Here is a 24,963-nt window from a genome sequence, read left to right on the forward strand (position 1 = left end):
ACGCTCCTGTCAGGCGTATTCGATACTCAGAACTTCATAAGAGCGTAGTCCGCCGGGTGTGCGAACCTCAACGCTGTCGCCTTCATCCTTGCCGATCAGGGCACGGGCGATCGGCGATTTTATGTTCAGCAGGCCGTTTTCGATATTGGCTTCGTATTCACCGACGATCTGCCAGGTCTTTTCCTCGTCGGTGTCCTCATCCACCAATGTGACCTTGGCGCCAAACTTGATCGCGCCGTTCAGTTTGCTGGGGTCGATCACGTCCGCAAGGGACAGAATCCCCTCAAGCTCTTTGATGCGACCTTCGATAAAGCCCTGTTTTTCGCGCGCCGAATGGTATTCGGCGTTTTCTTTCAGGTCACCGAGCTCACGTGCCGTAGCAATCGCTTCTATGATCGCCGGACGCTCGACGGATTTGAGGTTTTTCAGCTCAGCCTCGAGCGCGGCATTGCCCGCGGGCGTCATGGGAATCTTTTCCATTTTTTCTTCGTCCACGCAAAAATTGAGTCGCCCCGCCGCACAGGAAGCGTCGGGGCGAAGGATGGGTCGTTGAATACCTGACCTAAATGGCGCGGAAATTGCAAGAGGCCACAATATTTCGGTTGTTCAACTTGCGGCTTGGCGCCGCTCGGGCTGGGGAGGGTGCCGACGATGGCGATGGTCGGCATGTCGACCTGTGCGCCATCGATTCGGAGGCGTGCAGAGCCACAACATCTCAATCATATTGAACCACCTCGAACTCGATGCCGTCGTCGTCGTCAAAGTAAAAGCGTTTTCCCGGCTCGTAATCGGCGTGATTATGAGGGGTGAACCCGGCTTCGCGGACCTTGGCTTCGGTCGCGTCGATATCTTCGACCAAAACACCCACGTGATTCAGGCCTCCCACGATGTCATAGCTGCTTTCGCCAGCCGGTTTCGGGTCGCCGGGCGCGTACAGCGCCAGATAAGTGTGTGCGCTGCCGACATGGACCGTGTAGCCTCCGGCAATGGCCGGTCCTTCCCAGCGGGTTTTCCAGCCAAAAACCTTTTGCATCCACGCCGCCGATGCCTTGGGATCGCGTACGGTAAAATTGGTATGTTCAAGCGATGCCATCATGGGCTCTCCTTTTCGTCTTGAGGTTTGTCCCGACTCACCGTAATTTCTAAACCTAACTTTAGGTCAAGCTATTTTTTGGGAGGATGGCATGGCGGTGTCTGAAGGGCTGGCGATTGGCGCATTGGCGAAACGCACCGGGCTGGCCGTGTCGGCAATTCGATATTACGAAGCGCAGGGTCTGATCTCGCCCTGGCGTAACGCTGGAGGACAGCGGCGATATCAGCGCGCCGACATCCGACGCCTGAGTTTTGTCATGATCGCGCAGCAGTTTGGTCTGACCTTGCCGGAAATTCGTGAGGTACTCAGCGGCCTTCCGGGAAACCGCACGCCAACGCCGAAAGACTGGCAGGACATCAGTGTTCTGTTGCGCGCGCATCTGGACCAGAGAATCGACACACTGACCCGATTGCGCGACGATCTGGATGGTTGCATCGGGTGCGGATGCCTGAGCTTGCCGAAATGCGCCCTCTACAACCCCGATGATCGCGCTAAATCTCATGGTAGCGGCCCCAGATACCTGATGGGTGATGCGCCCGATGGCTGATTTGCCGCATTGCGGCGTTGTTACGCCGTGTTTCGATTGACCAATGTCTTTCCAGCCATGTAATCAACCGTGAAACAAAATTGCGCAGACCATGCGGTGAGAGCGCCAATTCGGAAAGTTAGCTAAGGAGCCCGCGATGGCCGAAATTGAACGCGAAGCGATGGAATATGACGTGGTGATCGTGGGCGCAGGTCCCGCAGGCCTGTCAGCGGCCATCCGTCTGAAACAGCTGGATGCCGACCTGAATGTCGTTGTTCTGGAAAAGGGCTCTGAGGTTGGCGCACATATCCTGTCTGGGGCCGTCTTGGACCCGTGTGGCTTGGATGCGCTGATCCCGGACTGGAAGGAAAAAGGCGCGCCGCTGAACACACCGGTGACCGAAGATCACTTCTACATGTTGGGGGAGGCCGGTCAGATCCGTGTCCCCAACTGGCCGATGCCGCCGCTGATGAACAACCATGGCAACTACATTGTGTCGATGGGCAATGTCTGCCGCTGGATGGCCGAACAGGCCGAAGAGCTTGGGGTTGAAATTTTCCCGGGCATGGCCTGTTCCGAGATGGTTTATGGAGAGAACGGCGAGGTCAAAGGCGTCGTGGCCGGTGTGTTTGGTCTGGAACCCGATGGTTCCTATGGTCCCAACACGGAACCGGGTATGGAACTGCACGGCAAATACGTCTTCCTGTCCGAAGGTGTGCGCGGGTCGCTGTCCAAGGAAGTGATTGCCAAATACGATCTGCAGGCCGGAAAAGAGCCGCAGAAATACGGCCTTGGCATGAAGGAAATCTGGGAGATCGACCCGGCCAAGTTCAAGCAAGGCTCGGTTACCCACACCATGGGCTGGCCACTGGGCGGCAACGCGGGTGGCGGGTCGTTCATCTATCATCTTGAAAACAACCAGGTCTATGTGGGTTTCGTGGTGCATCTGAACTACAAGAACCCGTACCTCTACCCTTACATGGAGTTCCAGCGCTTCAAGCATCACCCGATGGTGGCTGACCTGCTGAAAGGCGGCAAACGCGTGGCTTACGGCGCGCGGGCGATCACCGAAGGCGGTTATCAGTCGATGCCGAAGATGGTTGCGCCGGGCGTTGCACTGCTTGGGTGCTCGGTCGGTATGGTCAACGTGCCGCGCATCAAGGGCAACCATAATGCGATGCTGTCCGGCATCGCTGCGGCCGAGGCAGCGCACGACGCCATCAAGGCCGACCGTTCCGGAGATGAACTGACAGCCTATGAGGCGGAGGTGCGTGACGGCGCCATCGGCAAGGACCTCAAGAAGGTGCGCAACGTCAAACCGATGTGGTCGAAATGGGGTCTCATCCCCTCGCTGGCTTTGGGTGGTCTGGACATGTGGACCAATACGCTGGGCTTTTCGCTGTTCGGCACGCTGGGCCATGGCAAGACCGACGCCGAGGCGACCGAGGATACCAGCCAACACACGGAAATCGACTATCCCAAACCCGATGGCACGCTGTCCTTCGACCGTCTGACCAACGTTTCGTTTGCGATGACCAATCACGAGGAAAGCCAGCCCTGCCACCTGCATCTGGGCGATCCTGACATCCCGGTCAAAGTGAACCTGCCCAAGTTCGATGAACCGGCGCAGCGCTATTGCCCGGCAGGCGTTTATGAGGTGGTCGAGGATGACGAGGGCCCGCGATTCGTCATCAATTTCCAGAACTGCGTTCACTGCAAGACCTGCGACATCAAGGATCCGAGCCAGAACATCAACTGGACCACGCCTCAAGGCGGGGATGGCCCAAACTATCCAAATATGTAGGCGGGAACCGGGGCACTGGCGGGGTCGTGAAGGCTCTGCCATTGCCTCTTTCAGGCCAAAGCCCTAGCTTGTCTGTCAGTCAACGACAGCAAGGCAGGATATCGGTGGTTTCCCTGGTTCGACGCGCGGCGCTTGCCGTGTTGCTCTCTTCTTCGCTCGCCATGCCCGTGTATTCGGAGACGGCGGCCGGATCTTATCTGGCTGGACGTCAGGCGATTTATGAAAGTGATTACTCGGCCGCTGAAAGATACTATGCCCAGGCGCTGAAATTCGATCCTCAGAACGAGCAATTGTTGGAAAGCGTCCTGTTGGCGCGTGTCGCACTTGGCGAAATCGAACGTGCATTGCCGATTGCACAAACCATCGAAGATGCGGGATTGCCCAATCAGGCGGCGCGCATGGTGATTTCGGCAAATCTGATTGCGGGGGAAGATCTGGATGGCCTTCTGGCGCGCGACCCCGAAACACAAGGCGTTGGTCCGCTTGTAGACGGGTTGATGACCGCTTGGGCCTATATGGGTCAGGGCGAATTGACCAAAGCGATGGAACAGTTTGACACTGTGTCCACTCAGGAAGGCCTGAAAGAGTTTGCGTTCTATCACAAAGCGATGGCATTGGCCTCGATCGGAGATTTCGAAGGGGCCGAGGCGATTTTCGCGGCGGATGACGGTGTCGTCTCCCAGTTTTCGAGGCGCGCGGCATTGGCGCGGACCGAAGTCCTGTCACAGCTGGATCGCAACGAAGAAGCAATTGCTTTTCTGGATGACGTGTTCGCTGCGGGCAATGATCCGTCCATTGAAGATTACGTGGGTCGTTTGACGGCTGGCGAAACTCTGCCCTTCACGCATGTACGCTCAGCAACCGACGGAATGGCCGAAGTGTATTTTTCTGTCGGCGCGGCACTCAATGCCGAAGCCTCGCATGACTATGTATTGCTTTATGCGCGAATAGCGACGTTTCTGCGCTCGGACCATGTGGACGCAATCCTGCTGACCGCCGAGTTGCTGGACCAACTGGATCAGTACGATCTGGCCGTGGCGGCATACCGCATGGTTCCGCCGGGCAGCACCGACTACCACGCGGCGGAACTGGGTCGGGCCGAGGTCTTGGGACGATCCGGAAAAACCGACGCCGCCACCGAAGTTCTCCAGACACTGGCCGCGCAGCGACCAGACTTGCCCAGTGTTCATGTCGCTCTTGCCGATTTGCAGCGTCGCCAGGAAAACTATGAGGCGGCGGTTGCCTCCTACGATACCGCCATTGGATTGACCGACAGTGCGGCCAGCGGCAATTGGTTTCTGCACTACGCCCGGGGCATCTCGCATGAGCGTCTCAAAAGCTGGGATGAGGCCGAGGCCGATTTCCGCCGTGCGCTGGAACTGAACCCCGATCAACCGCAGGTGCTGAACTATCTTGGCTACTCGTTGGTTGAGCGTCGGGAGAAATTGGATGAGGCGCTGGACATGATCGAACGGGCTGTCGCGGCGCGACCCGACAGCGGTTACATCGTTGATAGTCTGGGCTGGGTTTTGTTTCGCCTTGGCCGCTATGATGAGGCGGTGGACCACATGGAGCGCGCGGTCGAACTGATGCCGGTCGACCCGGTGGTCAACGATCACCTGGGAGATGTCTACTGGGCCGTCGGACGTGCGCGCGAGGCCGAGTTTCAGTGGAAAAGAGCGCTTTCGTTTGTGGATCCCCAAGACACAGACGGAGAGGCCGACCCGGAACGCATTCGCCGCAAGCTGGACATTGGTCTGGATGCTGTTCTGGCCGAGGAAGGTGCAGATCCCTTGAAGGTTGCCAATGGCAACTGAGGCCTTCGCGCCGGCCAAGATCAACCTGACCCTGCATGTGACCGGCCAACGGGACGATGGCTATCATCTGTTGGATTCGCTGGTTGTTTTTGCGGATGTCGGCGACAGATTGCAGTTCACGCCGGGTCGTGAGTTGTCGATTTCAGTCACCGGAGAACACGCCGCGGGTGTACCTGCAGACAGTCGCAATCTGGTGTGGAAAGCCGCTGAGGCTGTGGGCTGGACGGGGTATATCGATTTGAACAAGGTGTTGCCGCATGGAGGAGGAATTGGCGGCGGATCATCTGATGCGGCGGCGACTCTTCGGGCACTATCAGGTCAAGGACTCGCCATTTCGGCCGAGGTTCCACTTGCGCTGGGTGCTGACGTCCCGGTGTGTTTGGCAGCCAAGCCGACAAGGATGCAGAGCATAGGTGATCAACTTGATTCAGTGACCCTGCCAACTCTGCCCGCCGTGCTGGTCAATCCCGGAGTTGAGGTCCCCACAGGTTCTGTATTCAAGGTTTTGGCAATTCGGGATAACCCGCCCATGCCCGAGGTCATTCCGGAATTCGAAACTGCCGAAGACTGCGCCTGTTGGCTCAGGGAGCAGCGCAATGACCTGGAAGTTCCAGCCATGGGAGTCGCGCGTGAAATCGAGCTTCTTCTGAATGAACTCAGAGGAACCAACAGTGCATTGATGGCTCGTATGTCCGGGTCAGGTTCGACCTGTTTTGCGCTATATCCGTCTATGAAGGCGGCCCATTTTGCAGCTTATGAGATCGGCGCGGCACATCCAGACTGGTGGTGCCGCGCAACCCAGCTTAATTGAGCCGCGACACCACGTAATCCGCCAGATCGCGCAGCAATGTGCGGATCTCGTGATCCGGCAGAAAGTCCAGTGACGCTTTGGCCTTGTTGGCCCAGCCAAGCGCATCCTGCCGGGTCGCTTCGAGCGTCTGGTATCTGTTCATCAGCCCAAGGGCGTGCTCCAGATCGCCGTCTTGCTGACGGCCTTTTTCGATTGTGCGCTGCCAGAACGCACGTTCTTCAGGCGTGGCCTGTGCCACAGCCTTGATCACTGGCAACGTCAGCTTGCGTTCGCGGAAGTCGTCGCCGACGTTCTTGCCGGTCGCTTTGCTATCGCCCTGATAGTCCAGCAGATCATCGGCAATTTGAAAGGCAATCCCCAGCGCGTCACCATAGTCAAACAGCGCCTTGACCTGCGTATCAGACGCGCCTGCGATCACGCCACCGACCTCAGTTGCGGCAGAAAACAGCGCTGCTGTTTTGCCACGCACGACCTGCAGATACACGCCTTCATCCGTACCCAGATCGGTTGCTGCGGTCATTTGCAGCACCTCACCCTCGGCAATGGTCGCCGAGGCGTTGGCCAGAATGTCCAATACGCGAAGCGAGCCGGTTTCCACCATCAGTTGGAAGCTGCGGGAAAACAGATAGTCACCGACCAACACACTGGATTTGTTATCCCACAGCAGGTTTGCCGTGGGCCGACCGCGGCGTTGGGCGCTCTCGTCCACCACGTCGTCGTGCAGCAGGGTGGCGGTATGGATGAACTCGACCGTTGCGGCCAACCGCACATGGTGGTCACCCGAATACCCAAACAGGCGGGCGGAGGCGAGGGTCAGCATCGGACGCAGACGTTTGCCTCCGGCTTCGACCAGATGTGCCGTTACCTCGGGGATTCGCGGCGCGTGTTCGGACGCCATGCGGGTGCGGATCAAAGTGTTTACGGCATCCATTTCACCGGCCAGGATGTCGGCCAGCCGCTCATGCGGTTTCGAGATTGTGCTGACGGTCATCAAACTCCTGATACAAGGCTCGACTTCTGCCACGCCTTGCCCTTACATCCATCCCCATGAAAGAACTATTGCGCAGCACCGATCCGACAATCCTGGCCTTTGCATCCGCTCTTCTTGAGGGCGAGGATATAGACTGCTTTCAGATGGACGTAAATATGAGCATCCTCGAAGGCGGCATCGGAATCTTCCCCCGGCGCCTGATGGTTCGCGCAGACGATCTGACGCGGGCGGAACGCGTGATGCGCGACAACGAGATTCCCCTGGGGCGATGACCCGGTTCGATGACAGTGATCTGACCTGCAACGACTTTCTGGGTGGGCAGTTGCGATTGTGGCAACCCCGATCAGGATACCGCGCAGGTGTGGATCCGGTCCTGCTCGCCGCGTCTGTCCCTGCGACGCCCGGCCAATCCGTGCTGGAACTTGGATGCGGCGCCGGGGCAGCGATTCTGTGCCTTGCTGCCCGGGTCCCGGACCTGCGCCTGATCGGGGTTGAAATTCAGCCAGAATATGCAGAACTTGCCCGCCGGAACGCGGCAGAGAATGGTGCCACACTGGATGTCATCGAGGCGGACTTGAACGGCCTGCCGCACGATCTGCGCCAACGGCAATTCGATCATGTCATCGCCAACCCGCCCTATTACCGGGCCGGTGCGCATAGTCCCGCACATGATGGTGGACGACAAATTGCGCTGGGCGAACGGACGCCACTGTCAGATTGGATTGAAGTGGCCGCCAAACGCCTGACCCCCCGCGGATATTTGCACATGATCCAAAAAGCCGACCGGCTACCGGATATGCTTGCGGCGTGTTCAGGTCTATTGGGCTCGATCGAGGTCCTGCCGCTGAGCCCGCGCAGATCACGCAGCGCAGAACTGGTGATCCTGCGGGCCCGCAAGGGCGGAAAGGGCGCATTTCAACTGCACGCACCGTTGGTTCTGCATGCCGGAGACACCCACGAAAAGGACGGCGAAAGCTATGCGCCCGAAATCTCCTCCGTTTTGCGACAGGGTGCCGCGCTCCCCGGTTTCAGCGCGGTATAAGCAACGACCAGCCGAAATTGTCGGATTTATGACAGAATCTGTGCGTCTGCGGCGTGACAGGGTGGAAACGATGTGATCAACTTCTTACGTGACACTCAGACACGTAAAGAAGGAGGATCGCCATGAGCGTGAGCGCACATCTGACGGAACTGAAGAAGAAACACGAATCTCTCGGTCTTGAAGTAGAAGAAGCCCAACGCTCGCCAGGCATCGATGATCTCCATATCGCCCAGCTCAAAAAACAAAAGCTCAAGCTAAAAGAAGAAATCGAACGCCTGTCCACCTAAGGTCTCAGGCTGGCGCGTGCCGCAATTGCGGCACCGCCGGTAATCAACAGCGCCGCAATCGCCAAACCCCAGGACGGGGCGGCGAAACCGGCCAGCACCAGCGCCAGTGTCGACAGCAAAGGGGCCGCATAGGACGCGGTTCCAAGGATTTGGATGTCGCCGCGTTTGACCCCGATATCCCAGACATAAAACGCCAGACCGACCGGTCCGAGCCCAAGCGCGAGCACTGAAATCCACCCGATTGTGTCGGCCGGCCAAACCGTTTCCTCCAGTCCCAAATGCAACGCTCCCGAGGCTATCGCGGCGGCAATGCAAAAGATTGCAACGGAACTGGTTGGCGTATCGCCCAAACGGCGGGACAATACCGAATAACCGGACCATGTCAGGGCGCACAACAGGGCCAGCGCATAGCCCGGCAAGTGCTGAATCTGAAAGCCGGCTCCGCCGCCTCCGGCGATGATCACGGCGGCCCCGGCGAACCCCAAACACGCCCCTAGGAGGTGTCCGATACGAAGATGTTCTCCGGGCAACAGGCCGGAGAACAACACGATCAGCAGCGGCCAGAGATAAGCGATCAGCCCGGCCTCGGCCGCAGGCGCCATCCGCAGCGCGGAGAAATACAGCGCGTGATACCCAAACAATCCCAGCGCGCCGAACAGGTATGTCGTCCATCTGACGTGCCGCAGTTGCCCAAGCCCGCCCGATGATCCCGCCCAGATCAGGCCAAGCGTTCCACCGATGGAAAAGCAGATGGTGTTCAGCAACAGGGGGGGCGTTGGCGCAGACCCGACGGTGAACAGTGCCAGCAGAGACCAAAGGAGAACGGCGCCAAAGCCGATCGCTGTCGCGCGTGTTTTGGTCACTGTCCAGACACCTCTTCAATCGGCACGATTCTGAACTCATCCGATATGTGGGCGGTTTTTTCAATCTCGGTCATGAACCAGTCTTTGAAGGCCGCGATCTGAGGTCGCTTTTCCGCCCCGGGCAGGCACAGAAACCGAAAACGGGCTTTGGTCTCGATGGCGGTTTTGAACGGGGCCACCAATCGGCCTTCGGTCAGATCCTTGAGGATCATCGCGCGACGGCCCAGCGCGACGCCAACACCGGCCACCGCTGCATTGATCGCGTGGTCCGCGTTTGAAAAATGCGCGCCGTGCGTCGGAACGAACTCGATCCCCACCGCCCTGAACCACGCAGGCCAATCACATGGGGGTGTCAGATAGCTGATCGAGTCATCATGTATCAACGGTGCGTCTTTCAGGCTGTCGGGTGTCCGGAATTGCTCGGCAAGCTCCGGGGTCATCACCGGTGTCAGCCATTCTTCTCTGACGGGGACCGAAAACAACCCGTCATCCTGCCCATAGCCAAACCGAATGGCGACATCCACATCATCCCGCTCCAGGTCCATATTGCGGAGTGTGGCTGAAAACTTCAGGTCAATCTCGGGATGGGCCCGGGCAAAATCGTAAAGCCGCGGCGCGAGCCACTTTGCGGTCAGTGCAGGCCCTGCGGTGACGGTTAGGCTGGTGTCATCGTCCTGGCGCAAAACGGCGCGCCATGCGGCCTGCAGGGCCGCAAACCCTTCGGCGGCCCCGGGGGCCAGGGCCCGCCCGGCTTCGGTCAGTTCAACCGCGCGATTCAACCGATGGAACAGGGGGCGGCCCAGATGTTCCTCAAGCGATTTGATCTGAAAGGACAGGGCGGCCGGGGTGACATGCAACTCCGCGGCCGCTTTTGCAAATGACATATGCCGTGCGGCTGCATCAAAGGCGCGCAGAGCAGTCAAAGGGGGCAGGTAGTCGCTCATTTTTCACATAAGTTATTCTTAATTGAACATCCAAAAAGCTCGTTTGTCGATTAACGATTTAAGGCGCATATTCGGGTCAAGTCAAACGAAACTGATCTGAAAGGAACACTGCCATGATCGAGGTCACCACCAACCCCGCTGCTGCCCGCGCCTTTCAGCGCGCGCATATTGAACGGTCCAGAGTGATCACTCGCGCGCTTAACTGGTTGTTCGGTTCCCGCTGAACACAGCGCGCGTGTTCTTACGGGATACAGAAAGGGCCGGTCCTGCTGGACCGGCCCTTGTTCGTTTGCTGTGGTCGATCAGGAGAAGAACTGTGCGCCGTTCGCCGAAATGGTCGAACCATTGATGAACTGCGAGTCGTCCGAGGCCAGAAAGGCCACGCAGCGTGCAATTTCCTCGGGCTCACCCAGACGTCCGGCAGGGATTTGCCCGATGATCGCTTCACGGACTTTTTCCGGCACGGCCATGACCATCTCGGTTGCGATGTAGCCGGGGCAGATTGCGTTTGCGGTGATGCCAGCGCGGGCACCTTCCTGTGCCAGCGACTTGACGATCCCCAGATCGCCAGCCTTGGTCGCGGCATAGTTGACCTGCGCGAACTGACCTTTCTGACCGTTGATCGAACTGATCACGATGACGCGTCCGAATTTACGCTCGCGCATTCCGGGCCAGACCGGGTGAACCGTGTTGAAGACGCCGGTCAGGTTGGTGTCGATGACCTGATGCCATTGCTCCGGTGTCATCTTGTGGAACGGCGCGTCCCGGGTGATACCCGCATTGGCCACGACGACGTCGATTGGGCCGACCTCGGCTTCGACTTTCTCGATTCCGGCTTTGGATTCGTCATAGTCTGCGACGTTCCATTTGTAAGTGGCGATGCCGGTTTCTTCGGAAAACTTCGCTGCGGCTTCGTCATTCCCCGCATAGGTGGCGGCAACATTGTATCCTTCGGCCTTGAGCGCCTTGGAAATTGCGGCGCCGATGCCGCGGGAACCGCCGGTGACGAGTGCTGTACGTGCCATTTAGGAATCCTCCAAATTAAGTCGGCTTGGTAATGCTGTTACTCTGAGAGCAGCAGATGCGCAATATTGTTTCGCGGTGTTTCTTTGCTTTCGGGGTGACAATATCGTCGCATCTGTTTGATAGGGTTGAATTGTAACAAAAAAGGGCGCCACTGGGGCGCCCTTTTTGAGTCGGGACTCAGCGCATTCAGTCACGCTCCACGCACAGGGCCACGCCCATGCCGCCCCCGATGCAGAGGGTAGCAAGGCCCTTCTTGGCGTCGCGGCGTTTCATTTCGAACAGCAGCGTGTTGAGAACCCGACAGCCCGAGGCACCGATGGGGTGGCCGATCGCAATGGCGCCACCGTTCACATTTACAATCGACGGATCCCAGCCCATGTCCTTGTTCACGGCGCAGGCCTGTGCAGCAAAAGCTTCGTTTGCTTCGACCAGGTCCAAATCGTCAATCGACCAACCTGCTTTTTCCAGCGCTTTGCGCGAGGCGTAGATCGGGCCGACACCCATGATCGACGGATCAAGGCCAGCCGTTGCATATGAGGCGATGCGCGCCAACGGTTCGATCCCGCGCTTTTCGGCGTTTTCAGCCGACATGAGCAGGGTCGCTGCGGCACCGTCATTCAGGCCGGATGCGTTTGCAGCGGTCACAGACCCCTCTTTGGCAAAGGCAGGGCGCAGTTTGGCCATCGCTTCCATGTTGGCGCCGTGGCGGATGTATTCGTCCTTGTCCATCACGATGTCGCCCTTACGGGTCTTGATGGTGAAGGGCACAATCTCGTCCGCGAACTTGCCGGCTTTCTGCGCGGTTTCGGCTTTGTTCTGGCTGGCAACGGCGAATTCGTCCTGCTGGTCGCGGCTGATCTGCCATTTCTCGGCAACATTCTCGGCGGTTTGACCCATATGGTAGCCGTTGAACGCGTCCCACAATCCGTCGCGGATCATCGTGTCGATGTATTTCATGTCGCCCATCTTGTGGCCCGCGCGCAGTGCGGCAGCGTGGGGTGACAGGGTCATATTCTCTTGTCCGCCGGCTGCGACGATGTCCGCATCGCCCAGTTGAATGTGCTGCGCGCCAAGTGCCACGGCACGCAGGCCCGAGCCACAAACCTGATTGATGCCCCAGGCCGCACTTTCCTGCGGCAGACCTGCATTGATATGCGCCTGGCGGGCGGGGTTCTGGCCCTGAGCCGCGGTCAGCACCTGGCCCATGATGGTTTCGCTCACTTCGCCCTTTTCGACCCCGGCGCGTTCTACGACTGCTTCCAGAACGGCAGCGCCCAGATCATGTGCGGGGGTGTTCGCAAACGAGCCACTAAAGCTGCCGACGCCCGTGCGTGCGGCGGATGCGATTACTACGTTGGTCATATGGTCAGTCCTTTACCGTCATGGTCCTGAGGGAAATCTGACGGCGCAGGCAGTGGAGACGCGTTCTCCTGAAACAAGAGCGCCCTGTGATCCCCCGCTCCAGCACTACCTGCCATAGCCTAATGCTGCATCTGCAGCAACGGACAGCTTGTCTCATAGTTTGAACCGGCGATTTGCCGCGACATACTGGGGTGCGTTAAGTCCCTGTTTTCGAGCTTGTTTCCTGCTTCCACGGGGGCGAAACCGAAGGTGCGCCGAACAGGAAACCCTGCAGGCAGTCGACACCGCAGGAGGACAGAAACTCGGCCTCCTCCTGGGTTTCAACCGATTCGGCGGTCACGAGGATTTCGAACTCCCGTGCCACCGCGATCAAAGCGCGCACCAGGGCCTGATTGTCCGGGTTGCCGTTGATGCCCCGCACGAACTGGCCGTCGATCTTGGCGGCGTCAAACAGGAACTCGCGAAAATGCCGAAAGCTGAAATTGCTCGCGCCGAAATCATCGAGCGCAAAGGCAATGCCTTTTTCCTGCAGTCGATCCATGAAATCGACAACAAGGTCGGGCACCTGCATCGTCGAGCTTTCCGAGATTTCCAGGATCAGTCGATCCCCAATCGTGGAATCTCGTTTCAGGGACCGCTCCAGTACGCGGGACCAGCGGGCGAACCCGATCGACCGTGCCGACATGTTGATGGACAGGCGAATATCCGGGTTTCGGGCAAGGGCGCGCAAACCCATTTCCAGAGCGACGCAATCCAGTTCCCGTCCAATCGGCGTGTTTTCGACCTGAGGCATGAACTCACGGGCCGGTATGACCCGTCCTGTTTCATCGAGAACGCGGATGAACCCTTCGTAAAACGCGATCTCATGCGGGGGCTGCGCCTGTACCACCGGCTGAAACGCCAACTTGCACTGTTTGTGTTTCACCGCATCGGTCGCCATCTGCACAACCGAACGGTCGCGGGCAGAGACCGCCGAGGTCAATGGGTTCTCGGACCCTTCTGGCAGATCTGCGAGTTTCTTGTCGCGCATAGGCGCCGGTCCCAGACTGTTGCTGAAAAAGATTCAGCCCCAATGTCAGAGCAAACAGATGAATCTGCGGTTAAGACGAGACAGATTTCGGGAGATTTGGGTTCAGCGTGCGGCTTGCCAGGCGCGAGTAAAGGACGCCGCTGCGCCAATCAGGGCGCCCATAACGCCAAGCACCATCATGGCAAAGCCCAGGACGATCAATGCAGTCACGGCGCTGCCGATTGCAGCCAACATCGCCAGAACGAGACCCAGAAGCCCAATAAACGTCGATACAGTTGTTACACGGGTCATTCGGATCTCCGGTCACTCATACACAAGTCATGAAGTCCGATATGGCCTATGAGGCCCGGATTTCAAGTCCTCCGAGCCGCGCTCACGAGAGTGTCAGGCGCGTTCTGCCTGTGTATTGGGCGGATTTTCGTCGAATTGCTCGAATCCGGGCGTCCCGCGATCCTCGGGGTGCCGGGCCAAGTGCTTTTGCTTGATCTGTGTGGAGTTGTCCCGGCTGCCATCGTGGCTGTAGCCCGGTGGCGCAAAGCAATAGGCCAATCGTTGGCGCAGTGTCAGGCCCGGCTGCGTTGCATCACGCCAGATGCCGACCCATTCGTGGAAAGCGACACGCAGCGGGTTGAACGTTCCGATATTGTGCACCAGCCCATAGTCGACGCGGTCGTCGTCCTGCTCGGGAACGAAGGTGCCAAACAGTTTGTCCCAGATGATGAAGACGCCCGCATAGTTGCAGTCAAGGTAGCGGGCGTTGCGCCCGTGATGAGCCCGGTGATGGCTGGGCGTATTCATGACCGCTTCGAACCAGCGGGGCATTTTGCCGATGGCCTCGGTGTGGATCCAGAACTGGTAGATCAGGTTTAGCCCGCCCACGAACAGAACCATCGCGGGGTGAAATCCCAACAGGATCAAGGGTGCCCGTACGACCATCATGAAGGTGAACGTGTAGGTCCAGGTTTGCCGCAATGCGGTGGTCAGGTTGTAGTGCTGTGAACTGTGGTGGTTCACGTGGCTGGCCCAGACCCAGCGAATGCGATGGCCAAATCGGTGCACCCAGTAATATCTCAGGTCATCCAGTACAAAACACAGGATAATGACGGGGATCGACGTCCCAAGGTTCAACGGCGTGATTTGCCACAGCCACATGAAAAACGCATAGGCAATGAACCCCAGCAAGAATCCGGACGCGATGTTGCCCGCGCCCATGATCAGTGAGGTCACCGCATCGCGGGTTTCATAGCGCCCGCCTTTGCCTTTGATCGCAATCCACAGAAATTCGATCAATATGGCGGCAATGAAAAACGGTACAGCCCATTGCACGGCGTCGGGAAAGCTAATGGTATCGGTCATGCGGGCTCCATCAGATGTCGCCAGTGACGGCGCTCTATTTCGTCGAGGTGGACGAGGACACTGGGCGTGGCAAAGTCGTGAAACTGAAATTCAAAGCCCTTGGGGTGTTCGATCCAGTCAAAATCCAGCAGATGCCGGGCGACCGTATCCGCGCCGAATGACCACAGCAGGCCTGCCCCTGTTTCCGTCCGGATCAGCGCAGCCAAGCCATCGTGAGAAACCGTGACATCAATCACGGCATCACCGGGGAAATGGCGCGACCAGTCAGCATGTGCCGTATCCTGCGTCAACACACGCCGATCCGACCGCCCGGTCAAATGCAACAGGATGGTTATTCCGGCGATACCTCCGACCACAAGGACCAAAAGAATTTCCAGCGGCATTCCGTCCTCCCCGGCGACAGAGTGCAAAGCGGGCCGGAGACTGTCAAAGGTGGCGTTGCGTCAGCCGCGTTCCAGTCGTTCCAGAATCTCGTGCTGCACAACCCTTTGAACAAAGGGCACCAGCCCTTCAGGGCCAGAGGCCCGATCTTTGAGATGGATGCAGATATCAGGGCGGCGCGCGGCGATGATGCCCACCATTTCGCCGCGCACGGCGTCATCCAACCCGGCGCCCATTATGGCGCAGGAAATGCGCGGCTCAGCCTCCAACTGCCGACGGACCTCGTCCTGGTCATGTGCCCCCAGCCATTGAATCGGCAAATGGTCCAGTTGCCGGGCCACGTCCCCAATCACATTCGGCAGTCGCCCAATCAGCAAAACCACCGGTTTCATCGCAGTCTCCCTTCCAATGTTTGCCAACAAAAAAACCGGCCCATTGGGGCCGGCTTCAGTCTAGCACAAACGATTAAGAAAGGCCTGCGGCGTCAGCTGTTTGCCTCAACCAGTGTCGAAATGATCGCCTTGGCGCTGTCCGAGTTCCACTCGGCATCGCCGATCAGCCGCGCGATTTCATTGCCGTCCGGATCGATGATCACCGTGATGGGCAGGCCGATGACGCCCATTTCCCGGGCGACGGCCTGTTTCGGGTCCTGATGGCGCGGAAGGTTGGTGATCCCGTTTTCTTCGAAGAATTTCTTGATCCCGGCGGGTGAATTGCGCCCGGTCGCCAGTGTCAGAACCTCGAACCTGTCACCGCCAAATTCCTCCTGCAACTCAGCAATCTGGGGCATTTCCTTGCGGCAGGGCGCGCACCAAGTGGCCCAGAAGTTCAGCAGTACATATTTGCCCTTGTAGTCCTCAAGTGTCGCCGTGCCGCCCTCATCCTCGAGCATGAACTCGACGGCTTTGACCGGTTTGGGCTCACTGTGCAGGATCAACCGCTTCAGGCTGTCTTCGCGCAATGGGCCCAGCGTTTCGGCATCGGTGGCCAAGGCCGCGTTTGCACCCAGCGCAAGGGCCATATAAAGGGGGATCAGACGAAATAGGCGCATATCAACTCCGGGTTTTCTTACATGACCGATCAATCCTCGAACCAGATGTGGGGCGGCCGCTTTGCCGCCGGTCCGGACGCGATCATGGAGGCAATCAACGCCTCGATCGGGTTCGATCAGCGGATGGCAGCCCAGGACATTGCAGGCTCGCGCGCCCATGCCGCCATGTTGGCTGCCACAGGCGTCATAAGTGATAGTGATGCGCAGGCTATTCGGGAAGGGCTGCTCACCGTTTTGTCAGAAATCCAGAGCGGCACGTTTCAGTTCTCGACCGCGCTGGAAGACATTCACATGAATGTCGAGGCGCGGCTGAAAGAGGTGATTGGAAAGCCCGCAGGCCGTCTGCACACGGGCCGGTCGCGCAATGACCAGGTGGCGACCGATTTCAAACTTTGGGTGCGCGATCAGTTGGACGCGGCTGAAACCGGCCTGCTGGCCTTGATCCGCGCGCTTCTGGCGCAGGCCGAAGCCGGGGCCGATTGGGTCATGCCCGGCTTTACGCATCTACAAACCGCACAGCCGGTGACTTGGGGCCATCATATGATGGCCTATGTCGAGATGTTTGGCCGCGACCTGTCCCGCGTCCGTGATGCGCGGGCGCGGATGAACGAATCCCCCTTGGGGGCTGCCGCGCTGGCTGGAACGTCTTTTCCCATCGACCGTCACATGACGGCCGAAGCGCTGGGCTTTGACCGTCCCGCAGCCAATTCGCTGGACGCCGTCAGCGATCGGGATTTTGCGCTGGAGTTCCTGTCGACCGCCTCAATCTGTGCCGTGCATCTGTCGCGCTTTGCCGAAGAGCTGGTGATCTGGTCTTCGGCCCAGTTCCGCTTTGTTACTCTGTCCGACCGGTTCTCGACCGGATCGTCGATCATGCCGCAGAAGAAAAACCCGGATGCGGCGGAACTGATCCGCGCCAAGGTGGGCCGGATTTATGGCGCAAATACTGCGCTGATGATGGTGATGAAGGGCCTGCCACTCGCCTATTCCAAGGATATGCAGGAAGACAAGGAACAGGTCTTTGATGCTGCAGACAACTGGATGCTGGCGCTGGCAGCAATGGAGGGCATGGTCAAGGACATGACCGCCAACCGCGCCAGTTTGGCGGCGGCAGCGGGCTCGGGGTTTTCAACCGCGACCGATCTGGCCGACTGGCTGGTCCGCGTGCTGGGTCTGCCGTTCCGCGATGCGCACCACGTTACCGGAGCGTTGGTGGCCATGGCCGAGGACAACGGCTGTGATCTGCCGGACTTGGCCCTTGAGGACATGCAGTCTGTCCATGCCGCTATAACAGATGACGTCTATTCTGTTCTTACGGTCGAAAATTCGGTAAACTCCCGACAGTCCTATGGTGGTACGGCGCCGGATCAGGTGCGTGCCCAGGTCGACCGATGGAAAGCGATAGTATGATGACGTTTCTGCGTGTGATCCTTGTCGTTGCAGCTGCTGCGACGCTTGCGGGCTGCGGCGTTGATGGTGAACCGGTGCAACCAACCGTCAGCGCGAATGTTGGTGTTGGCTCAAGCGGCAGTTATGTTGGCGGCGGTGTCGGGCTGAATCGAGGCCCTCTCGGGATTTATCTGGGTTTCTGACCTCAGGGCTTGTTGTAAACCGGGTTGCCTGGCCTTAGTTGTGAATACATACGCCTTGGTGCTTAAGGCGAGACTATTGGTGATAAAAACAGCATGAAACCCATCGCACTACTCCTGACTCTTGTTGTGTTGGCGGCGTGTGAGCCGTCCACGGCGCCGCGGCCCGAACCAGAGGCTGAACCCAGGCAGTCGGGCACGGGCTTTTCCGTTTCGGGCTATGGCCGTTTTGGAGTCTCGACGGAGTTCTAGAAACGGCGATTGCCGCATTGGGCGCGGAATCAATTGATCTGCTTACCACTTTTGGTCTAAGCGCGCGGTCATGGATCACTTTCTCTACCGCGACGGCGCGCTCTACGCCGAGGATGTCCCGATTTCCGAGATTGCTGCCGCGGTCGGAACCCCGTTCTACGTGTATTCGACCGCCACGCTTCTGCGGCATTTCAAACTGTTTGACGATGCGCTGGACGGAACCGACCACCTGGTTTGCTATGCGATGAAGGCGGCCAGCAATCAGGCGATCCTCAAAACGCTGGCTCAGGCGGGGGCCGGCATGGATGTGGTCTCGGGCGGGGAATACCTGCGCGCCAAAGCTGCCGGTGTGCCCGGCGACAAAATCGTATTCTCAGGTGTTGGGAAAACCGAGGATGAAATCCGCCTGGCGCTGACCGGTGGTGTCAGGCAGTTCAACGTCGAATCCGAGCCAGAGATGGAAGTGATCAACGCGGTCGCGCTGGGTTTGGGAGTGACCGCGCCGATCACTGTTCGGGTGAACCCGGATGTGGATGCCAAAACCCACGCAAAGATCGCGACAGGGAAATCTGAAAACAAATTCGGCATTCCGATCTCACGTGCGTCAGAAGTGTACGCCCACGCGGCCAGCCTTCCCGGTCTCGAGGTGATCGGCATCGATGTTCATATCGGCTCGCAATTGACGGAGTTGGAGCCCTTTGAACAGGCCTATGCCAAGGTCGCGGAACTGACCGAGCGGTTGCGGTCCGAGGGCCACAATATCAGCCGCCTTGATCTGGGCGGCGGCCTGGGCATCCCCTACACCCGCTCGAACGACGCACCACCCTTGCCACTGGAATACGGCGCCATGATCAAGAAGACACTGGGTCACCTGGACTGCGAGATCGAGATTGAACCGGGCCGTCTGATCGCAGGTAATGCCGGGCTGATGGTGTCCAAGGTCATCTATGTCAAATCCGGTGAAGGCCGGGATTTCCTGATTCTGGACGGGGCGATGAATGACCTGATCCGCCCGGCGATGTACGAGGCGTATCACGATATCGTCGCCGTCAACGAGCCCGCACCCGGAGTCGAGCAACGCCCCTTTGATATCGTTGGCCCGGTTTGCGAAACGGGTGACACATTTGCCAGAGCGCGCAATATGCCGCCACTCGAACCCGGTGATCTGATCGCATTCCGCAGCGCCGGGGCCTACGGCGCGGTGATGTCCAGTGAATACAACACCCGTCCCCTTATCCCCGAGGTGATGGTGCACGGGGATCAATTTGCAGTTATTCGTGAACGCCCGAGCTTTGACGAAATCATAAACCGCGATACCATACCTGTGTGGCTTTGACGCGATAACCGCGCGGGCCGGATCAGGAGGCGCGCCTTGACCGACAGATCAAACCTGCCAGTTCCACGTCTGCCCTTGTGGCTGACGCATCTGGGGATGCTGGCCGAACAGGTTTTGCGCGCGTTTTGGCCGGTTTTTTCGATTTTAATGGCCATTTTGGCAGTTTTGATGCTGGGCATGCAGGACCACGTGCCTGTCGAACTGGTGTGGGGTGCCGGCGCTGTTGTTTTGGTTGGTCTCGGTGTGGCTACTGTCACCGGGATCAGGCGATTCCACATCCCGTCCAGCGCCGAGGCACTTGCGCGGCTGGATGAAACCCTGCCGGGCCGCCCCATTCAGGCATTGATGGACGATCAGGCCATTGGTGCGACGGATGCGGACTCTGTGTCGCTGTGGCAGGTCCACAAGGCGCGGATGGCGGACCGTGCGTCGCAGGCGGAGGCGGTGAAACCGGACCTCAGGCTGGCGGCCCGGGATCCCTATGCGCTGCGGTACGCAGCCCTGTTGGCGCTGGTGGTTGCGGTGTTGTTTGGCTCGGTCTGGCGTGTCGGGTCGGTTGCCGATATGGCGCCGGGCGCCGCTGTGGCCGGGCAAGGCCCGACCTGGGAAGGCTGGGTCGAGCCGCCGCGCTACACAGGCCTGCCAACGCTGTATCTGGCAGACCAATCCGGTGCGGACTTGTCCGTACCTCAAGGCAGCCGCATCACCCTGCGGTTTTACGGCGAGGTTGGTGCGCACAGCCTGACGGAAACGGCATCTTCGACAGGGACAGAGGCCGCAACGGAGCCCGAACAGGAGTTCGTCGCGGAAAAATCCGGCCAGTTGCGCATCGATGGACCGGCTGCGCAGAACTGGGCGCTGGATGTGACCGCGGACATGCCGCCGCAAATCTCGGTTGCGGGCAGAGCCGAGTCCGAGGCGGGCGGGCAGATGAAACTGCCGTTTGCGGCCAGCGATGACTACGGTATCGTCTCCGGTTCGGCGCGGATCGAGCTTGATCTGGCGACGGTGGATCGGCGCTATGGCCTGACCGTCGATCCCGAGCCGCGTGACGTGATCGAAGTCGAGTTGCCGATGCCCATCACCGGTGACCGGGCCGATTTCACCGAAGATCTGATCGAAGATTTTTCGCAGCACCCTTGGGCGCATCTGCCGGTCAGGATCACATTGATGGCGCAGGACGCGGACGCTCAGCAGTCTGCGTCTGAACCATATCAGACCGACCTGCCCGCCCGTCGGTTCTTTGATCCGCTTGCCGCGGCAGTTATTGAGCAGCGGCGGGACCTGTTGTGGGCGCGTTCGAACGCAACGCGTGTCGCGCAGATGTTGCGGGCTGTCTCACATCTTCCGGAAGACCTGTTCCGATCCGACACCGCCTATTTGCGGTTGCGCGTTGTGTTGCGGCGGCTGGAGACATTTGATCGCTACGGAGCTCTGGACTTCAAACAACAAGAAGAAATCGCTCAGGCCCTGTGGGAATTGGCCGTGCTGATCGAAGACGGGACGCTGGCGGATGCGCTGGAGCGGATGCGGCGGGCTCAGGAACGTCTGACCGAGGCAATGCAAAACGGGGCCAGCGACGAAGAAATAGCCGAACTGATGCAGGAACTGCGCGAGGCGACGCAGGACTACATGCGGCAACTTCAGCGGCTGGCGCAACAGGACGGCCAGGACGGCGAACAGCAGCCCGGTCAGAACGGTGAAACCCTGCAGATGACGCAGGATGACCTGCAGCGCATGATGGACCGTATTCAGGAGTTGATGGAACAGGGCCGCATGGCCGAGGCCCAGCAGGCGTTGGAAGAGTTCCAGCAGATGATGGAAAACATGCGGGTTACGCAGGGACAGGGTCAGGGCGGCCAATCCGAAGGCCAGCAAGCGATGGAAGGCCTTGCCGAAACCCTGCGTGAACAACAAGGCCTCAGCGATCAGGCCTTCCGCGATCTGCAGGAGCAGTTCAATCCCGGCGCTCAGGCTGGCGAAAGTCAGGGCAACGAAGGCCGATCCGGGGGTCAGGGCCGGGGCCAAAGCCACGAAGGTCAAGGCGGTCAGGGTCAGGGCGCGGACCAGCCCGGAGAAGGCCAGCAGGGCCAGGGTTCGCTTGCGGACCGCCAACAGGCGCTGCGCGATGAGTTGAGACGGCAGGAGCAAGGCTTGCCTGGAACTGGAACGCCCGAGGGCGAAGCGGCGCGTGACGCTCTGGGTCGTGCCGGTCGGGCCATGGATGACGCCGAAGAGGCTCTGCGCAGCGATGATCTGGCCGAAGCCATCGATCGCCAATCCGAAGCGATGGAAGCGCTGCGTGAAGGCATGCGTTCGCTGGGCGAGGCCCTTGCGCAGAACCAGCAAAACCAGCCGGGGCAGGGCACTCAGGAAGGCGACATGCAGGCCAACAACCGTGATCCGCTTGGCCGCAATCCAGGGGCAACGGGATCGATATCGACGGATGAAAACCTGCTTCAGGGCGAAGATGTTTATCGCCGCGCCCGAGAATTGCTGGATGAAATCCGCCGACGCACCGGTGAGCAGGACCGGCCAAAGATCGAACTGGAATACCTCAAACGGTTGCTGGAGCGGTTCTGATCGATCAGAGTTTTGAGCATTGCAGACCTTTAGGTCGTGTTACGCGCTATTCCGAAACATTCAAAAGCGTCGCGTCGCGCATTTTGGGCCAAACGTCTAACATTACTGACCCAATGGCGGCCATGCGGACTAAAGCCGGCATCTGCCCGCAGGAGTTCAACGTCTGCTCATTGAAATTCGATCACCACTGACGGTGCGCTTCGCCGAGCCTCACCATGGTACACGGCTTCGATGTTGTTGCCGTCGGGGTCGAGCACGAAAGCAGCGTAGTAACCTGGGTGATAAGGGCGCTCACCGGGTGCACCGTTGTCGCGGCCACCATGATCCATGGCTGCACGGTAAAACGCATCTACCGTCGCACGGTTCTTTGCCTGGAACGCAAGGTGGTGACGCCCGGTCAGAACGCCAAGGGACGCAGGGCTCTCAGCCGAGGAGACGACGAGTTCATCTGCCCAGAAAAAATCCTCGTTCGTGTTGACGATGGGGATATCCAACACCGCCAGAGCCGCCGTGTAGAAGGTACGGCTTGCCTGCAAGTCGTGCACAACAAGCTGCAGGTGGTCGATAAGCCTACCGCGATGAAGTTGATTGGTTTCCAAGGTCCTTCTCCCTATGCAAAGAACGTTTGAAACGTTCTCCTTAACGGTCGATCCTGGCGAAGATGGTCGAAGACCGAGTGGAGCCAAGAATGCGTCGGGGCATCAGCGATCAACCCCGTAGTTCAGTTCCTGGGAACATATGCAGCTGCCGTCACCAGTCGCCTGACGTCTCTCAAGCCCACCTTGCCTTTATAGAATTTGCTGTCCTTGTTCGCTTCCATGATTGCGTCGCAAAGGCTCTCAGGGTCGGCCTTGGCAACGGATGCGGCACTGACGTGGCCGGTGGCCAGCAATGCCCTCGCGAATTTCGGGCTGACCCACTGAATCCGGCACAGATCAGAGATTGCGACGAGGTCCGTCAATTCGGAGACGGTCACGCCGATTTTGGTCGCCAGCACGTCGACCCCATCTTGCGCAGCATCGAATAGCTTTTTGGTGTTCGTGAGGCCCGCCTCTTTCAGACGCACGGCAAAGCTCCCTTCCAGCCAGTCGATCTCATTCAGGGATCTTGGTTTCGGGAAGAATCCACCGACCGTTCGTTTGAGCAACCGAAGGTAACCTGAATGGACACCGGATGCTTCTGACAAAGATGCCAGCGAGTTTGGTGACTTGAGCGCGGCGCGAAGACCCGCAAGCGACGCTACACCTGTGGTGCGAAGGGCGGTAAGTTTGGCGTCGAGTTCATCAAGCAAAGGCTTCTGGCTTGGAATCAGATCGGAGGTTTCCAGCCGTTTCTGCAAATCGTTCAAATCGGTTGCGTTATCGTCCAGGTAATAACGTGTCACGGTTTTTCCTTGAGGATCGCTTCGGCATTAACAGCCAAAGAACGACCTCCGAAATGAAGCTACGGTCGCAGGTTTACCTTGTGCTTTCTTGGGCAAGTTTTCTGGCCTGTAAAGAGACCCACCAGATCACACCCGCTCCAATCAGGAAGATTCCGAAGCCGGCAAAGAAGAGGCAGATAAAGAGCATCGGTGACATAACCATATGACCCTCGATTCAATGCGTTGAGTTCTCTGTTCTTAAACCGAGCTTAACAGTGGTGCGGTAGGCAAGCGTTGACACATATCAATCAGCACATTGATCTGCAAAGCCGTTTTCGTTCGACGATGTTATTGGAAGAGCATCGGAGCAGTGCTGCAGGCATATCCAGACATTCGGCCTTTTCGCAGCACATGTAACTCTGGGCTCGATCCAGCACAGCCCGAAACCTTGTCCGTATTTGGAATTTGGGTCAGTTTATGACGTGAAGGTCAATTTCGTCTGATGCTCAACACAGATTGCGCGTCAATTTTGTGACGCGCCAGACCCCGCTTGAGTCTCGAGCCAGATACGGGCCTGATCCACTAGCGAAACGTAGGGCTTCAGAACGGGTTCAGCCTGTGGAACGGCTTCGCTGATCTGTTGGGCGTTGCCATAGATCAGGTACAGCACCACCCCGATGATCAGGATCAGGGCAAAGCCACGCACAAACCCGCCGGACTTACGCACGGGTTCTTCGGGCGCTGCCTCAGCCTCGTCGCTGCGGAGGCTGGAATTGATGGCATCAACATCCGGCAGAGCGTCTTTCTGCCCTGAATCCTCTGCCGTTTCGGTTGCAGAAGGGCGTTTGGGTTCGACTTTTGGCTCTGGTGGCGTGTCCAAGGCGAGGTCGGGCTGGCTTTCGAGCGTCACACCTTCCTGCGCGCGCAACTTTGACTCGCGCGCGGCCTCTTCCTGAAGGATAGTCGCGACCGCAGGATCCACGTTCCCCGAAGTGGATGCGGCGGGCTTTTCCGTCTCTGGCTCCGAGTCCGGTTCGGGTTTTGTAGCGGTTTCGGGTTCTGCGTCGGGCGCCTCGTTCGTGGTGTCTGCCTCAGCCACATCGGTGTCAGCGGTTTCGACCTCTGCCGCATCTGCCAATGCAGGCTCCGGTGACGGTTCCGCTTCGTCGGGATACTTGGACTGAAACCATGTGTGATCACAATTCGAACACTGCACATCCCGGCCATCTTCCGGGATGACCTCGTCCGGAACCTCGTATTGGGCACCGCAATTCGGACATGTAAGACGCATGCTGCCTCTCTTGGCCTGTCTGCCGGCCTTATGGTGGTTTTTTCAGGGATGATATTCCGTTAAAACCCAACAGCAAAGGGCGTTTTCGGTTTCACAGGGCAAGTGTCACCAATTCGACCCGGTGCGGGCATTGAAACCGCAACCCTGCTCGGGCATGAAGAGCGA

General features: G+C 58.8%; 28 protein-coding genes. 11 read left to right on the forward strand and 17 right to left on the reverse strand.

The window, feature by feature from the left end:
• Nucleotides 1-9 precede the first annotated feature (9 nt).
• The 3 genes from greA to ACR3E0_RS03905 are packed head-to-tail and all read right to left on the reverse strand — an operon-like array spanning nucleotide 10 to nucleotide 1,096.
• Nucleotides 10-480: a transcription elongation factor GreA gene (gene greA / locus ACR3E0_RS03895; RefSeq protein WP_480476353.1), complete on the reverse strand. Its 471-nt coding sequence runs from the start codon at nucleotides 478-480 to the stop codon at nucleotides 10-12.
• On the reverse strand, nucleotides 462-668 hold the full coding sequence (locus tag ACR3E0_RS03900) for a hypothetical protein (RefSeq protein ID WP_480476355.1): 207 nt from the start codon (nucleotides 666-668) through the stop codon (nucleotides 462-464). The genes greA and ACR3E0_RS03900 overlap by 19 nt, the downstream gene beginning before the upstream one ends.
• Before the next feature lie 47 nt (nucleotides 669-715).
• Entirely contained in the window at nucleotides 716-1,096 is a 381-nt protein-coding gene (locus tag ACR3E0_RS03905; RefSeq protein ID WP_170427775.1) for a VOC family protein, read from the reverse strand.
• Between the two features lie 88 nt (nucleotides 1,097-1,184).
• Between ACR3E0_RS03905 and soxR the strand changes: the two genes are divergently transcribed.
• From soxR to ACR3E0_RS03925, 4 genes are all read left to right on the forward strand, one after another.
• Nucleotides 1,185-1,640 carry a redox-sensitive transcriptional activator SoxR gene (gene soxR, locus ACR3E0_RS03910; protein ID WP_480476357.1) on the forward strand — a complete coding sequence of 152 codons (456 nt, stop codon included), beginning with the start codon at nucleotides 1,185-1,187 and terminating at the stop codon, nucleotides 1,638-1,640.
• 136 nt (nucleotides 1,641-1,776) lie between these two features.
• The gene (locus ACR3E0_RS03915) at nucleotides 1,777-3,423 is read left to right on the forward strand and encodes an electron transfer flavoprotein-ubiquinone oxidoreductase (RefSeq protein WP_480476359.1); all 1,647 of its coding nucleotides are present in this window, start codon (nucleotides 1,777-1,779) and stop codon (nucleotides 3,421-3,423) included.
• 161 nt (nucleotides 3,424-3,584) lie between these two features.
• Nucleotides 3,585-5,240, forward strand: a complete 1,656-nt coding sequence (locus ACR3E0_RS03920) for a tetratricopeptide repeat protein (protein ID WP_480476361.1) — start codon at nucleotides 3,585-3,587, stop codon at nucleotides 5,238-5,240.
• Nucleotides 5,230-6,051, forward strand: coding sequence for a 4-(cytidine 5'-diphospho)-2-C-methyl-D-erythritol kinase (locus ACR3E0_RS03925; RefSeq protein ID WP_480476363.1), 822 nt, complete (start codon nucleotides 5,230-5,232; stop codon nucleotides 6,049-6,051). Before ACR3E0_RS03920 ends, ACR3E0_RS03925 begins: the two co-directional genes overlap by 11 nt.
• Here the strand turns inward: ACR3E0_RS03925 and ACR3E0_RS03930 are convergent.
• On the reverse strand, nucleotides 6,044-7,042 hold the full coding sequence (locus tag ACR3E0_RS03930; RefSeq protein ID WP_480476365.1) for a polyprenyl synthetase family protein: 999 nt from the start codon (nucleotides 7,040-7,042) through the stop codon (nucleotides 6,044-6,046). The two genes, ACR3E0_RS03925 and ACR3E0_RS03930, sit on opposite strands and share 8 nt — an antisense overlap.
• A gap of 56 nt (nucleotides 7,043-7,098) precedes the next feature.
• Between ACR3E0_RS03930 and ACR3E0_RS03935 the strand changes: the two genes are divergently transcribed.
• The 3 genes from ACR3E0_RS03935 to ACR3E0_RS03945 all read left to right on the forward strand — a co-directional run bounded on the left by ACR3E0_RS03935 (nucleotide 7,099) and on the right by ACR3E0_RS03945 (nucleotide 8,371).
• On the forward strand, nucleotides 7,099-7,314 hold the full coding sequence (locus tag ACR3E0_RS03935; RefSeq protein ID WP_037316655.1) for a putative signal transducing protein: 216 nt from the start codon (nucleotides 7,099-7,101) through the stop codon (nucleotides 7,312-7,314).
• The gene (locus ACR3E0_RS03940; protein WP_480476367.1) at nucleotides 7,311-8,084 is read left to right on the forward strand and encodes a tRNA1(Val) (adenine(37)-N6)-methyltransferase; all 774 of its coding nucleotides are present in this window, start codon (nucleotides 7,311-7,313) and stop codon (nucleotides 8,082-8,084) included. The genes ACR3E0_RS03935 and ACR3E0_RS03940 overlap by 4 nt, the downstream gene beginning before the upstream one ends.
• Nucleotides 8,085-8,206: 122 nt before the next feature.
• Nucleotides 8,207-8,371, forward strand: coding sequence for a DUF465 domain-containing protein (locus ACR3E0_RS03945; RefSeq protein WP_170427814.1), 165 nt, complete (start codon nucleotides 8,207-8,209; stop codon nucleotides 8,369-8,371).
• On the opposite strand, the gene yddG is transcribed toward ACR3E0_RS03945, so the two are convergent.
• The 10 genes from yddG to ACR3E0_RS03995 form a co-directional block, all read right to left on the reverse strand.
• Nucleotides 8,368-9,234 carry an aromatic amino acid exporter YddG gene (gene yddG / locus ACR3E0_RS03950; RefSeq protein WP_480476369.1) on the reverse strand — a complete coding sequence of 289 codons (867 nt, stop codon included), beginning with the start codon at nucleotides 9,232-9,234 and terminating at the stop codon, nucleotides 8,368-8,370. The two genes, ACR3E0_RS03945 and yddG, sit on opposite strands and share 4 nt — an antisense overlap.
• On the reverse strand, nucleotides 9,231-10,178 hold the full coding sequence (locus ACR3E0_RS03955; protein ID WP_480476371.1) for a transcriptional regulator GcvA: 948 nt from the start codon (nucleotides 10,176-10,178) through the stop codon (nucleotides 9,231-9,233). The genes yddG and ACR3E0_RS03955 overlap by 4 nt, the downstream gene beginning before the upstream one ends.
• Nucleotides 10,179-10,480: 302 nt before the next feature.
• Nucleotides 10,481-11,203, reverse strand: coding sequence for an acetoacetyl-CoA reductase (gene phbB, locus ACR3E0_RS03960; RefSeq protein ID WP_480476373.1), 723 nt, complete (start codon nucleotides 11,201-11,203; stop codon nucleotides 10,481-10,483).
• Between the two features lie 187 nt (nucleotides 11,204-11,390).
• Nucleotides 11,391-12,566: an acetyl-CoA C-acetyltransferase gene (locus ACR3E0_RS03965; RefSeq protein ID WP_480476375.1), complete on the reverse strand. Its 1,176-nt coding sequence runs from the start codon at nucleotides 12,564-12,566 to the stop codon at nucleotides 11,391-11,393.
• 196 nt (nucleotides 12,567-12,762) lie between these two features.
• Nucleotides 12,763-13,596: an EAL domain-containing protein gene (locus tag ACR3E0_RS03970; protein ID WP_480476377.1), complete on the reverse strand. Its 834-nt coding sequence runs from the start codon at nucleotides 13,594-13,596 to the stop codon at nucleotides 12,763-12,765.
• Between the two features lie 102 nt (nucleotides 13,597-13,698).
• Nucleotides 13,699-13,887: a hypothetical protein gene (locus ACR3E0_RS03975; RefSeq protein ID WP_480476379.1), complete on the reverse strand. Its 189-nt coding sequence runs from the start codon at nucleotides 13,885-13,887 to the stop codon at nucleotides 13,699-13,701.
• A 93-nt stretch (nucleotides 13,888-13,980) separates the two neighbouring features.
• The gene (locus ACR3E0_RS03980; protein WP_480476381.1) at nucleotides 13,981-14,952 is read right to left on the reverse strand and encodes a sterol desaturase family protein; all 972 of its coding nucleotides are present in this window, start codon (nucleotides 14,950-14,952) and stop codon (nucleotides 13,981-13,983) included.
• Nucleotides 14,949-15,335, reverse strand: coding sequence for a hypothetical protein (locus ACR3E0_RS03985; protein WP_480476383.1), 387 nt, complete (start codon nucleotides 15,333-15,335; stop codon nucleotides 14,949-14,951). Before ACR3E0_RS03985 ends, ACR3E0_RS03980 begins: the two co-directional genes overlap by 4 nt.
• A gap of 60 nt (nucleotides 15,336-15,395) precedes the next feature.
• Entirely contained in the window at nucleotides 15,396-15,725 is a 330-nt protein-coding gene (locus ACR3E0_RS03990) for a hypothetical protein (RefSeq protein WP_480476385.1), read from the reverse strand.
• A 92-nt stretch (nucleotides 15,726-15,817) separates the two neighbouring features.
• Nucleotides 15,818-16,384: a TlpA disulfide reductase family protein gene (locus ACR3E0_RS03995; RefSeq protein ID WP_480476387.1), complete on the reverse strand. Its 567-nt coding sequence runs from the start codon at nucleotides 16,382-16,384 to the stop codon at nucleotides 15,818-15,820.
• A 21-nt stretch (nucleotides 16,385-16,405) separates the two neighbouring features.
• On the opposite strand from ACR3E0_RS03995, the gene argH reads away from it, so the two are divergent.
• From argH to ACR3E0_RS04015, 4 genes are all read left to right on the forward strand, one after another.
• Nucleotides 16,406-17,794, forward strand: coding sequence for an argininosuccinate lyase (gene argH, locus ACR3E0_RS04000; RefSeq protein ID WP_480476389.1), 1,389 nt, complete (start codon nucleotides 16,406-16,408; stop codon nucleotides 17,792-17,794).
• Nucleotides 17,791-17,976 carry a hypothetical protein gene (locus ACR3E0_RS04005; RefSeq protein ID WP_480476391.1) on the forward strand — a complete coding sequence of 62 codons (186 nt, stop codon included), beginning with the start codon at nucleotides 17,791-17,793 and terminating at the stop codon, nucleotides 17,974-17,976. The genes argH and ACR3E0_RS04005 overlap by 4 nt, the downstream gene beginning before the upstream one ends.
• A gap of 319 nt (nucleotides 17,977-18,295) precedes the next feature.
• Nucleotides 18,296-19,561 carry a diaminopimelate decarboxylase gene (gene lysA, locus ACR3E0_RS04010; RefSeq protein ID WP_480476393.1) on the forward strand — a complete coding sequence of 422 codons (1,266 nt, stop codon included), beginning with the start codon at nucleotides 18,296-18,298 and terminating at the stop codon, nucleotides 19,559-19,561.
• A 36-nt stretch (nucleotides 19,562-19,597) separates the two neighbouring features.
• Nucleotides 19,598-22,144, forward strand: coding sequence for a TIGR02302 family protein (locus tag ACR3E0_RS04015; protein ID WP_480476395.1), 2,547 nt, complete (start codon nucleotides 19,598-19,600; stop codon nucleotides 22,142-22,144).
• 167 nt (nucleotides 22,145-22,311) lie between these two features.
• Here ACR3E0_RS04015 and ACR3E0_RS04020 read toward each other — a convergent pair whose 3' ends face one another.
• The 3 genes from ACR3E0_RS04020 to ACR3E0_RS04030 form a co-directional block, all read right to left on the reverse strand.
• On the reverse strand, nucleotides 22,312-22,743 hold the full coding sequence (locus ACR3E0_RS04020) for a VOC family protein (protein ID WP_480476397.1): 432 nt from the start codon (nucleotides 22,741-22,743) through the stop codon (nucleotides 22,312-22,314).
• Between the two features lie 122 nt (nucleotides 22,744-22,865).
• Nucleotides 22,866-23,528: a DUF4332 domain-containing protein gene (locus ACR3E0_RS04025; protein ID WP_480476399.1), complete on the reverse strand. Its 663-nt coding sequence runs from the start codon at nucleotides 23,526-23,528 to the stop codon at nucleotides 22,866-22,868.
• A gap of 502 nt (nucleotides 23,529-24,030) precedes the next feature.
• Nucleotides 24,031-24,798 carry a zinc-ribbon domain-containing protein gene (locus ACR3E0_RS04030; RefSeq protein WP_480476401.1) on the reverse strand — a complete coding sequence of 256 codons (768 nt, stop codon included), beginning with the start codon at nucleotides 24,796-24,798 and terminating at the stop codon, nucleotides 24,031-24,033.
• Nucleotides 24,799-24,963 lie beyond the last annotated feature (165 nt).

The organism is Ruegeria sp. AJ12, from assembly GCF_056536245.1.

Coding starts and splice junctions, on each gene's coding strand:
- greA (WP_480476353.1), bottom strand. CDS start 480: ATGGAAAAGATTCCCATGACGCCCGCGGGCAATGCCGCGCTCGAGGCT.
- ACR3E0_RS03900 (WP_480476355.1), bottom strand. CDS start 668: ATGCCGACCATCGCCATCGTCGGCACCCTCCCCAGCCCGAGCGGCGCC.
- ACR3E0_RS03905 (WP_170427775.1), bottom strand. CDS start 1,096: ATGATGGCATCGCTTGAACATACCAATTTTACCGTACGCGATCCCAAG.
- soxR (WP_480476357.1), top strand. CDS start 1,185: ATGGCGGTGTCTGAAGGGCTGGCGATTGGCGCATTGGCGAAACGCACC.
- ACR3E0_RS03915 (WP_480476359.1), top strand. CDS start 1,777: ATGGCCGAAATTGAACGCGAAGCGATGGAATATGACGTGGTGATCGTG.
- ACR3E0_RS03920 (WP_480476361.1), top strand. CDS start 3,585: ATGCCCGTGTATTCGGAGACGGCGGCCGGATCTTATCTGGCTGGACGT.
- ACR3E0_RS03925 (WP_480476363.1), top strand. CDS start 5,230: ATGGCAACTGAGGCCTTCGCGCCGGCCAAGATCAACCTGACCCTGCAT.
- ACR3E0_RS03930 (WP_480476365.1), bottom strand. CDS start 7,042: ATGACCGTCAGCACAATCTCGAAACCGCATGAGCGGCTGGCCGACATC.
- ACR3E0_RS03935 (WP_037316655.1), top strand. CDS start 7,099: ATGAAAGAACTATTGCGCAGCACCGATCCGACAATCCTGGCCTTTGCA.
- ACR3E0_RS03940 (WP_480476367.1), top strand. CDS start 7,311: ATGACCCGGTTCGATGACAGTGATCTGACCTGCAACGACTTTCTGGGT.
- ACR3E0_RS03945 (WP_170427814.1), top strand. CDS start 8,207: ATGAGCGTGAGCGCACATCTGACGGAACTGAAGAAGAAACACGAATCT.
- ACR3E0_RS03955 (WP_480476371.1), bottom strand. CDS start 10,178: ATGAGCGACTACCTGCCCCCTTTGACTGCTCTGCGCGCCTTTGATGCA.
- phbB (WP_480476373.1), bottom strand. CDS start 11,203: ATGGCACGTACAGCACTCGTCACCGGCGGTTCCCGCGGCATCGGCGCC.
- ACR3E0_RS03965 (WP_480476375.1), bottom strand. CDS start 12,566: ATGACCAACGTAGTAATCGCATCCGCCGCACGCACGGGCGTCGGCAGC.
- ACR3E0_RS03970 (WP_480476377.1), bottom strand. CDS start 13,596: ATGCGCGACAAGAAACTCGCAGATCTGCCAGAAGGGTCCGAGAACCCA.
- ACR3E0_RS03975 (WP_480476379.1), bottom strand. CDS start 13,887: ATGACCCGTGTAACAACTGTATCGACGTTTATTGGGCTTCTGGGTCTC.
- ACR3E0_RS03980 (WP_480476381.1), bottom strand. CDS start 14,952: ATGACCGATACCATTAGCTTTCCCGACGCCGTGCAATGGGCTGTACCG.
- ACR3E0_RS03985 (WP_480476383.1), bottom strand. CDS start 15,335: ATGCCGCTGGAAATTCTTTTGGTCCTTGTGGTCGGAGGTATCGCCGGA.
- ACR3E0_RS03990 (WP_480476385.1), bottom strand. CDS start 15,725: ATGAAACCGGTGGTTTTGCTGATTGGGCGACTGCCGAATGTGATTGGG.
- ACR3E0_RS03995 (WP_480476387.1), bottom strand. CDS start 16,384: ATGCGCCTATTTCGTCTGATCCCCCTTTATATGGCCCTTGCGCTGGGT.
- argH (WP_480476389.1), top strand. CDS start 16,406: ATGACCGATCAATCCTCGAACCAGATGTGGGGCGGCCGCTTTGCCGCC.
- ACR3E0_RS04005 (WP_480476391.1), top strand. CDS start 17,791: ATGATGACGTTTCTGCGTGTGATCCTTGTCGTTGCAGCTGCTGCGACG.
- lysA (WP_480476393.1), top strand. CDS start 18,296: ATGGATCACTTTCTCTACCGCGACGGCGCGCTCTACGCCGAGGATGTC.
- ACR3E0_RS04030 (WP_480476401.1), bottom strand. CDS start 24,798: ATGCGTCTTACATGTCCGAATTGCGGTGCCCAATACGAGGTTCCGGAC.